This is a genomic window from Desulfopila sp. IMCC35006 (assembly GCF_005116645.1).
Classification (GTDB): domain Bacteria; phylum Desulfobacterota; class Desulfobulbia; order Desulfobulbales; family Desulfocapsaceae; genus Desulforhopalus_A.
This window is the reverse complement of record NZ_SWCM01000015.1, coordinates 115616-122974: the sequence shown is the minus strand read 5'-3', so window position 1 is coordinate 122974 and position 7359 is coordinate 115616. Positions and strand designations below refer to the sequence as shown.

The 7359-nt window shown below is 50.4% G+C and carries 7 protein-coding genes; 4 read left to right on the top strand and 3 right to left on the bottom strand.

The genetic code is table 11. The annotated features are described in order from the left end of the window. Nucleotides 1–271: 271 nt before the first annotated feature. The 3 genes from FCL47_RS20445 to FCL47_RS20435 are packed head-to-tail and all read left to right on the top strand — an operon-like array spanning nt 272 to nt 2244. The gene (locus FCL47_RS20445; protein WP_136815573.1) at nt 272–1207 is read left to right on the top strand and encodes a ketopantoate reductase family protein; all 936 of its coding nucleotides are present in this window, start codon (nt 272–274) and stop codon (nt 1205–1207) included. After that, the gene (locus tag FCL47_RS20440) at nt 1194–1799 is read left to right on the top strand and encodes a hypothetical protein (RefSeq protein WP_136815572.1); all 606 of its coding nucleotides are present in this window, start codon (nt 1194–1196) and stop codon (nt 1797–1799) included. The genes FCL47_RS20445 and FCL47_RS20440 overlap by 14 nt, the downstream gene beginning before the upstream one ends. 22 nt (nt 1800–1821) lie before the next feature. Next, nucleotides 1822–2244: an NUDIX hydrolase gene (locus FCL47_RS20435; RefSeq protein ID WP_136815571.1), complete on the top strand. Its 423-nt coding sequence runs from the start codon at nt 1822–1824 to the stop codon at nt 2242–2244. A 208-nt stretch (nt 2245–2452) separates the two neighbouring features. Here FCL47_RS20435 and typA read toward each other — a convergent pair whose 3' ends face one another. Both typA and FCL47_RS20425 read right to left on the bottom strand, forming a co-directional pair. Next, nucleotides 2453–4255, bottom strand: a complete 1803-nt coding sequence (typA, locus tag FCL47_RS20430) for a translational GTPase TypA (protein WP_136815570.1) — start codon at nt 4253–4255, stop codon at nt 2453–2455. 219 nt (nt 4256–4474) lie between these two features. Continuing rightward, nucleotides 4475–5827: a DEAD/DEAH box helicase gene (locus FCL47_RS20425; protein WP_136815569.1), complete on the bottom strand. Its 1353-nt coding sequence runs from the start codon at nt 5825–5827 to the stop codon at nt 4475–4477. A gap of 172 nt (nt 5828–5999) precedes the next feature. Between FCL47_RS20425 and FCL47_RS20420 the strand changes: the two genes are divergently transcribed. Then, nucleotides 6000–6611: a hypothetical protein gene (locus FCL47_RS20420; protein WP_136815568.1), complete on the top strand. Its 612-nt coding sequence runs from the start codon at nt 6000–6002 to the stop codon at nt 6609–6611. Nucleotides 6612–6777: 166 nt separating this feature from the next. On the opposite strand, the gene FCL47_RS20415 is transcribed toward FCL47_RS20420, so the two are convergent. Further along, nucleotides 6778–7329, bottom strand: a complete 552-nt coding sequence (locus FCL47_RS20415) for a DUF2058 domain-containing protein (protein ID WP_136815567.1) — start codon at nt 7327–7329, stop codon at nt 6778–6780. Nucleotides 7330–7359: the final 30 nt, after the last annotated feature.

Below are 7359 nucleotides of genomic sequence, written 5' to 3'. Positions count from 1 at the left end.
TTGCAAAGTGCGCAAGAGACTGACGGCTGGCTGATAATCCCGCCAAGAAGCGTTGCGGGACTCTTTTCAGTACTCGCTTGACGGGTATAAGTTCATTCACGAAAAACGCCTCTTGCAAAGTGCGCAAGAGACTGACGGCTGGCTGATAATCCCGCCAAGAAGCGTTGCGGGACTCTTTTCAGTACTCGCTTGACGGGTATAAGTTCATTCACGAAAAACGCCTCTTGCAAAGTGCGCAAGAGACGTTTTTCTAATTCACTAAAGGCACACAATGCAGTTTCTACTGGTTGGTCCAGGCGCGCTTGGCTGTCTGCTCAGTTCCGTTATCATAAAAGGAATGGGCGACCATGATCGACTGACAATCCTTGATCATAATGCCGCCCGCGCCAGCCAGTTGACCAAAGAAGGGATCACTTATCACCTTGCCGAGGAGCAGCTCAGGTTTCCGGTTGCTGCAGTCTCCGACCCACAGCTGCTTGATCCTGTAGACATAGTGATTCTTTGCGTCAAATCCTACGATGTCATCAACAGCCTGGAATTCTGCAAACCGATTCTATCGAAAAACACACTGCTGGTTTTCCTGCAGAACGGTATCAGCCATCTGGATCTCAAGGCGCATCAGCACAAGGCCACAGCCGCCTTCGGGACCACCACTGAAGGTGCCACCCTGCTTGGCCCCGGTCAGGTACGGCATGCAGGAAGCGGGACAACCTATCTTGGTTTTCTTGCTCCTCCAAACGAGCAGGCGGTAAAACTCTTACAAAAGACCCGTGAGGTCTTTTCCGCTGGAGGGCTGGACACCCATCTCACCGACAATATTCTCACCAGGCTCTGGGCGAAACTGTTTGTAAATGCCGGAATCAATGCCCTGACAGCAATCCTCGACTGCAACAACGGTGAGTTATTAACTCTGCCGGGAATCGATAGACGTATGAAGGCCGCTATTGACGAGGCCATGCAGATTGCCGAAAAAAAAGACATTCCGATTATGGATGATCCCTATCAGGCCACCCGCATGGTCTGCAGCAAGACGGCGAAAAATGTTTCTTCAATGCTCCAGGATGTGCGTAAAAAAAGGCGAACAGAAATCGATGCCATCAACGGCGCTCTTGTTGCTTTGGGACACATTACGGGCATCGATACTCCGGAGAACAGCCTTCTCTGCCAGCAGATAAAAGATCTTGAAACCAGTTATGTTCGACAGTAGCTTTCGTGTCCCACCCAGGACCAACATCGCCATTCAGGAAATAGGGTTTGATTTCGACGGGGTCATCGCCGACACAGCCGAAGCATTCATCCGTCTGGCTTGCACTCATTATGGACATTGCTCTTTCAGCCAGGAAGATATAACCAACTTCGAACTGGAACACTGCCTGGATATCCCTCGCGTCCAGGTGGAAAAAATATTTACCGACATACTCACCGATTCCCTCGCCACACAGCTACGCCCAATGCCCGGAGCCGTGCAATGTCTCGAACAATTCACCCTCACTTCGCAGGTAACCATCATCACCGCTCGCCCGCTTGACAAGCCGGTTTTTGACTGGCTCGATCGTTTTTTCAGCAAAAAAGCGACAAAAAACATCAGGGTGGTTGCTACCGGCGATCATAACGATAAGATTCGCTACATTCATCAGCATAGTCTGAAATATTTCATTGATGATCGGGCTGAAACCTGCAAGCAGCTTGCACGTGAACAGATCATGCCCTTTGTCTTTACGCAACCATGGAACAGAGACCGGCACAACCTGCAAACGGTTGCCAATTGGGAAGAGATTCGGGCACTTACCGAAATATAACAACAAACTAAAGAAGAATCATATGCACTGTCCGCACTGCAAGGCTGAAATTGAAACCTTCAAAAACCCGACACCGACCGTCGATATAATAATCGAGATCGGCAACAAGATCGTACTTATAGAACGGAAGAATCCGCCCTACGGCTGGGCACTGCCCGGTGGTTTTGTCGATTACGGGGAATCCTACGAGAACGCCGCCCTGCGGGAGGCCGAAGAAGAAACCGGCCTCAAAATCCTTGACCTGCATCAGTTTCACACCTATTCCGATCCAGGCCGCGACCCGCGTGGCCACACCGCCTCAACCGTTTTTATCGGCAGAGCCGAAGGCTCCCCCTGTGCGGGTGACGATGCGAAGCGGGCAGAACTTTTCGGTCAGGATACACTGCCGCTCCTGGCCTTTGATCATGGCTTGATCCTGGCGGATTATTTCAAGAGCAAGAAATAATCCTCTTGCAAAGAACACAAGAGAATTATTTTCAAGTCACTACAAAACAGTCCTGAGCAACCAGTAGCCCAAAAGACCCATACCTATGGATCCATAGATCATCATTCAGGGGGTGCAGCTGCTGCCGAATTTCTTGGCGATGAACGCGAAGGTGGCAAGCCCGACCAGTCCGGCTCCCACCAGAGTGAGTATTTCCTTCATAAGGATCTTACCTCCTTACTTTCTGCCCTGATCTCTTGCGAAGACGAATCGACTCCGGGGTTACCTCGACCAGTTCATCGTCGTTTATATAGGCAATACACTCTTCCAGGGACATGGTGACCGGAGGAGTCAGAATAACTGCATCGTCGGTTCCGGATGCCCGCATATTCGTCAATTTTTTCCCTTTCGCCGGATTCACAACCAAATCAGACGACCGACTGCATTCTCCGATGATCTGATCGGGGTACAAAGGTGCACCGGGATGGATGAACAACTTGCCGCGTTCCTGCAGATTAAACAAGGCAAAGGCTACGGCGACGCAAGGTTCTTTAACCAAAAGCACACCGCTTATTCTGTTGGTGATATCTCCAGCGTATGGACCATATTCGGAAAAGACATAGGACATCATGCCCATTCCTTTGGTATCGGTCATAAACTGGGAGCGATAGCCGAGCAGGCCGCGCGTTGGAATATTGAACACCATCCGGACCATCCCGTTGGCACTGTTCATCTCCTCGAGCTGACCTTTCTGCTTACCAAGTTTTTCGATGACCGCCCCCTGATACATCTCGTCTACATCGACGGTGAGTTTTTCATAAGGTTCCAGGACCTTACCGTTCTCATCATGTCGGAGGATAACCTGGGGCCGGGTCACCTGCAACTCATACCCTTCCCGCCTCATTTTCTCGATGAGAATTGACAGGTGCAACTCCCCGCGGCCGGAAACCTTAAACCCCACCGCATCCTCGAGAGGTTCATATTGCAATGCCACATCGGCAAGGATTTCACGCTGCAGCCGGTCGTTAATATGGCGGGAGGTTACAAATTTCCCCTCTTTGCCGGCAAAAGGGGAATCGTTGGGGATGAAGTTCATCGAAATAGTCGGCGGATCGATGGTGACAAGCGGCAAGGGGCGTGGATCTTCCGGATCGGTAAAAGTCACCCCGACCGTCACATCCTCCATGCCAGCCACGGCCACAATTTCTCCGACTCCCGCCGATTCCACGGCAATTTTCTCATCGCATTCAAAACGGAAAATCTTGGAAATACGCACCGGTTTGATAGAGCCATCCCGGCGCGCGACAACGATCGGCTGATTAAGTTGCATCGTGCCATTGACCACTTTACCGATACCGAGTCTGCCCAGATAGGGTGAATAATCGATAGTACCGACCTGCATCTGCAGTGGTTCCGCGCTGGAGCCAACAGGTGCGGGGGTGTGATCAACGATCATCTGGGAAATATGGACCATGCTGCCGCCATTCTCAACCGGATCTTCCGGATCAAGCAGGGAATAACCGTTTTTGGCTGAGGCATAAACCACGGGGAAATCAAGAATCTCATCCGGAGCATTGAGTTTTACAAACAGGTCAAATACCTGATCCACGACCCACTCGCAACGGGCAGCAGGTTTGTCGATCTTATTGATGACGACGATGACCGGCAGATTGTTTTCGAGGGCCTTTTTCAGCACAAAATACGTCTGGGGCATTGGACCTTCCTGGGCATCAACCAGAAGCAGCGCACCATCAGCCATACGAAGAACACGCTCTACCTGACCACCAAAGTCAGCATGTCCGGGAGTATCAATGATATTGATCCAGTAATCTTGGTAATTATATGAGCCATTCTTGGCAGTAATGGTGATACCACGCTCGCGCTCGAGATCCATCGAGTCCATCAGTCGCTCGGACACCTGCTGGTTATCACGGAACATTCCGGACTGTTTAAAAAGCTGATCCACCAGCGTTGTCTTACCATGATCAACATGCGCGATAATTGCCACATTACGAATTTTACTTTGTTCCATCTTGTGCCCGTAAGGCCTCCGACTACTACGGCTTTATTCCCCACTGCAATACTGAGGCGTAAACACCTGGTTATACAAACAAAAAAAGCACATGCCGCAATCAGCAGTGCCTTCGATACAAACATTTCGAGTTGAAAATTTTATAGCATACCCCACAATTACTTTAAACACAAGGGCCACATCTACATGGCATTATAACCATGATTTTCCCATAAGCCATTAAAGTTGCGTTAAAACGAGACTGCGCGCCCGGGCCGAGCGAAGCAGGGTCGGCACATTTTCATCGATATAGTCAAAGACCCGGGCCCGTTTATTTTCCGCCGGACGCATTATTCGACCGATAACCTGGAGCAATCGTCCCTCAAAACTTATCGGCGTCGTCAGAAAAAGAGTGGCAAGCCCGGGACAGTCAAATCCTTCGCTGATGAGCTGCAGCGTGGCCACGAGCACCTCAACCGTACCGGCCTGAACCGCCTCGACAATTTCCTGCCTGGCCTCCGGGGCAAGCTGCCCATGGAGCAATTTCACCTTAACACCTTTCTGCTCCAGTTTTTCCGCAAAAAAACGGCAATGGCTCACCCGATCCGAAACGACCAGAACAGTCCCCTTGCCGGGTTCGCGGGCAATTTTCAGGACATCGTTTAAGATTTGCCGGTTTCGCCCTTCGTGCTGCACCAGCGCCTTGATCAGGGCCTGATAATCTCCGCGATACCGGTAGCTGAAAGAGGTGATCGAACGGATGACCTCAGGGGCCAGGATTGCACCGGTTGACTTCAGTTCGTCCTGGTCGACTCGATGCAGTCGATCCCCCATAAAAAAATAAATCAGCTTGGTCATCTCATTATCGCTGCGATAGGCAGTGGCAGAAAGCCCGAGCAGATACTGACAGTCAAATCTGGAAACCACATCAGCAAAAAGGTATGCCGGTACCCGGTGGCATTCATCGACGATAAGATGTCCAAACAGTGGCACAAGTTCGTCCACCCGTTTTCCGGCGCTGTTGACTATCCCTATGGTCAAAGGCGCAACAACAAATTTGCCATCCCCCACCAATCCCGGCTCCATACCGAGAAACTGGCTGGCCCGCTCATGCCATTGATATAAAAGTTCTTTGGTGTGCACTACCACAAAAGTGGGCTGACGTCGCGCAGCGATCAGGGCCAGCGCCATGATTGTTTTCCCACTGCCGGTACCTGCCTCGATAACCCCGAACGACTTCTTTAGCGCTACAGCAACGGCCTCCTCCTGATAAGGCCGCAAGATACCGTCAAATTGAAAATCAACTTCCGGGAGCAGGCGTCGGTTGTCGACTATTATCGGATCCTTGCCGGTAAATTGACGGCATAATAGCACTGCCTGGTTGGCAAAACCTCGCGGGAAGCGAAGTCCATCGGGAACAGGGTCATAATATTTCAGCTGGGGTTTAATTTTTTTCCCCACCCAGCGGCCATATTTTTTGGCGGCGGCATACTGCGGATTGTCAATAGTCAGCCTCCTTTTCAACTCCTTCTCGAGAGCACAATCGATGCCGGTTATATGACAGTCTGAGCGAACGGTAATTGTTGGTTCCATGGCAAGAACAGTGAGAACGACGAATTCTGTCTACAACAACAGAAAAGTAGAGTAATAATGTACGGTAGCGCATTTATCAGAAAGCCATTTTATGGCGTGCACTATTTTTTTCAGCCGTTACTAGTAACGCAATGTACAAACACCTGAACGAGCAATCACTATGAGGACCATTATGGTACAAAAATTATCAGTTCTTTTTCTCTTGAGCATCTTCTCTCTGGCGATTCTGCCCAGTCGACTCCTGGCAGAGGATTTCATCACCCTGAATCTACCGGAGGCCGTCATAACCAAAGCTGCCGCAGCCGTCCTGCCGCTGCGCATTGATGCCCACTCGGAAGCAATCCAGGGCGATATACAGATTATCAGTATCAGCGAACTCCGCCTGACAGACCACCATCTCGCCTGCCGCCTTCATCTGACAGGAACAAACCTGGCCCTCGTTACCGATATTTCCGGGCATGAAATAAAATTGAAAGTGGGATCCGTCGAGCTTGATTTCAGGACCGATGCTGCAATTCGCTATGATGCAAAGAAACAGGTCCTCTATATCAAACCGTTGGTGAAACATGTCTCTGCCAGCACTCCCGGTTCAGATGCCGACATCGGCCAGGAGCTGGTTGCGCTGCTCAACGACAGAGAATTTCCAGTGACCCTGCAGGAGCTTGATCCACTTATAGCCAAGACCGGCTCCAAAACGATCACCATTCATGGCAAAATCGCCAACATCCAGGCCAAACCAAAATCCATTGAAATCAGTTTGCTTCCGATAGTGACCGCGAAATAGGGTCCCTCAACAGTATCGATCCCCGGAGCATAGCAGGAACCTCAATAGCCTGATCAGGAACCGTTCAACAAGTGCTCCAAGTTCGTTCAAGCAGGCCGCCGTGCCATAGTTAGCTATGCACGGGGGCCTGATCGGACGAAAATGGGGCGCTGGGCAACGGTTACCATCACCACATCAAGTCATCCGGAACCTCAAAACCTGCATACGGGTCTTCCGGGTCGGAATCCTGTTGTGCCGTTGCAGAATTAAGAGAGACAAAAACCCGGTCGCTCACAGACTGGATCTTCTCAATAATACGCCGGGGAAGAACATCAAACTGATCGGCAATCCCGACAATACCAAGACGGCCATCGCTCAGTTTCTCCGCAGTTTCTTTTGTGACAAAGATACGCTGGATCTTGCTGGCAACAGAAAAACGGTAGGCTATGCCAGTATCGTCTTTTGCCAGACGGTGGTCTTCAACCAACTGCTTCACCAGACCATCTTCCGCTCTTTTTTGCAGTTTTGCTTCCCGCTGCAGGTTTAACTTTCGAGCTCGATCCTTCTTCTTTTGCTCAGCCTGCTGCGCAAGAAGAACATTCTCGTCGACGACAATATTTTTTTTGCCGGATTTCGAACGCTGTTTCTTCGATTGATGCTGTTCTTTTTTGGTCTCGCTGGCCTTTTTTTTATCGACCAACCCCAATTGCAGCAACTGTTCCTGAAATGATTTTCCCATAAAAAGCTACCTGATACTGTTGACCTGTGA

Bases quoted from the DNA above. Each gene is read 5' to 3' on its own strand.
- FCL47_RS20435 (WP_136815571.1), top strand. From the start codon at position 1,822: ATGCACTGTCCGCACTGCAAGGCTGAAATTGAAACCTTCAAAAACCCG.
- FCL47_RS20415 (WP_136815567.1), bottom strand. From the start codon at position 7,329: ATGGGAAAATCATTTCAGGAACAGTTGCTGCAATTGGGGTTGGTCGAT.
- FCL47_RS20440 (WP_136815572.1), top strand. From the start codon at position 1,194: ATGTTCGACAGTAGCTTTCGTGTCCCACCCAGGACCAACATCGCCATT.
- FCL47_RS20445 (WP_136815573.1), top strand. From the start codon at position 272: ATGCAGTTTCTACTGGTTGGTCCAGGCGCGCTTGGCTGTCTGCTCAGT.
- FCL47_RS20425 (WP_136815569.1), bottom strand. From the start codon at position 5,827: ATGGAACCAACAATTACCGTTCGCTCAGACTGTCATATAACCGGCATC.
- FCL47_RS20420 (WP_136815568.1), top strand. From the start codon at position 6,000: ATGGTACAAAAATTATCAGTTCTTTTTCTCTTGAGCATCTTCTCTCTG.
- typA (WP_136815570.1), bottom strand. From the start codon at position 4,255: ATGGAACAAAGTAAAATTCGTAATGTGGCAATTATCGCGCATGTTGAT.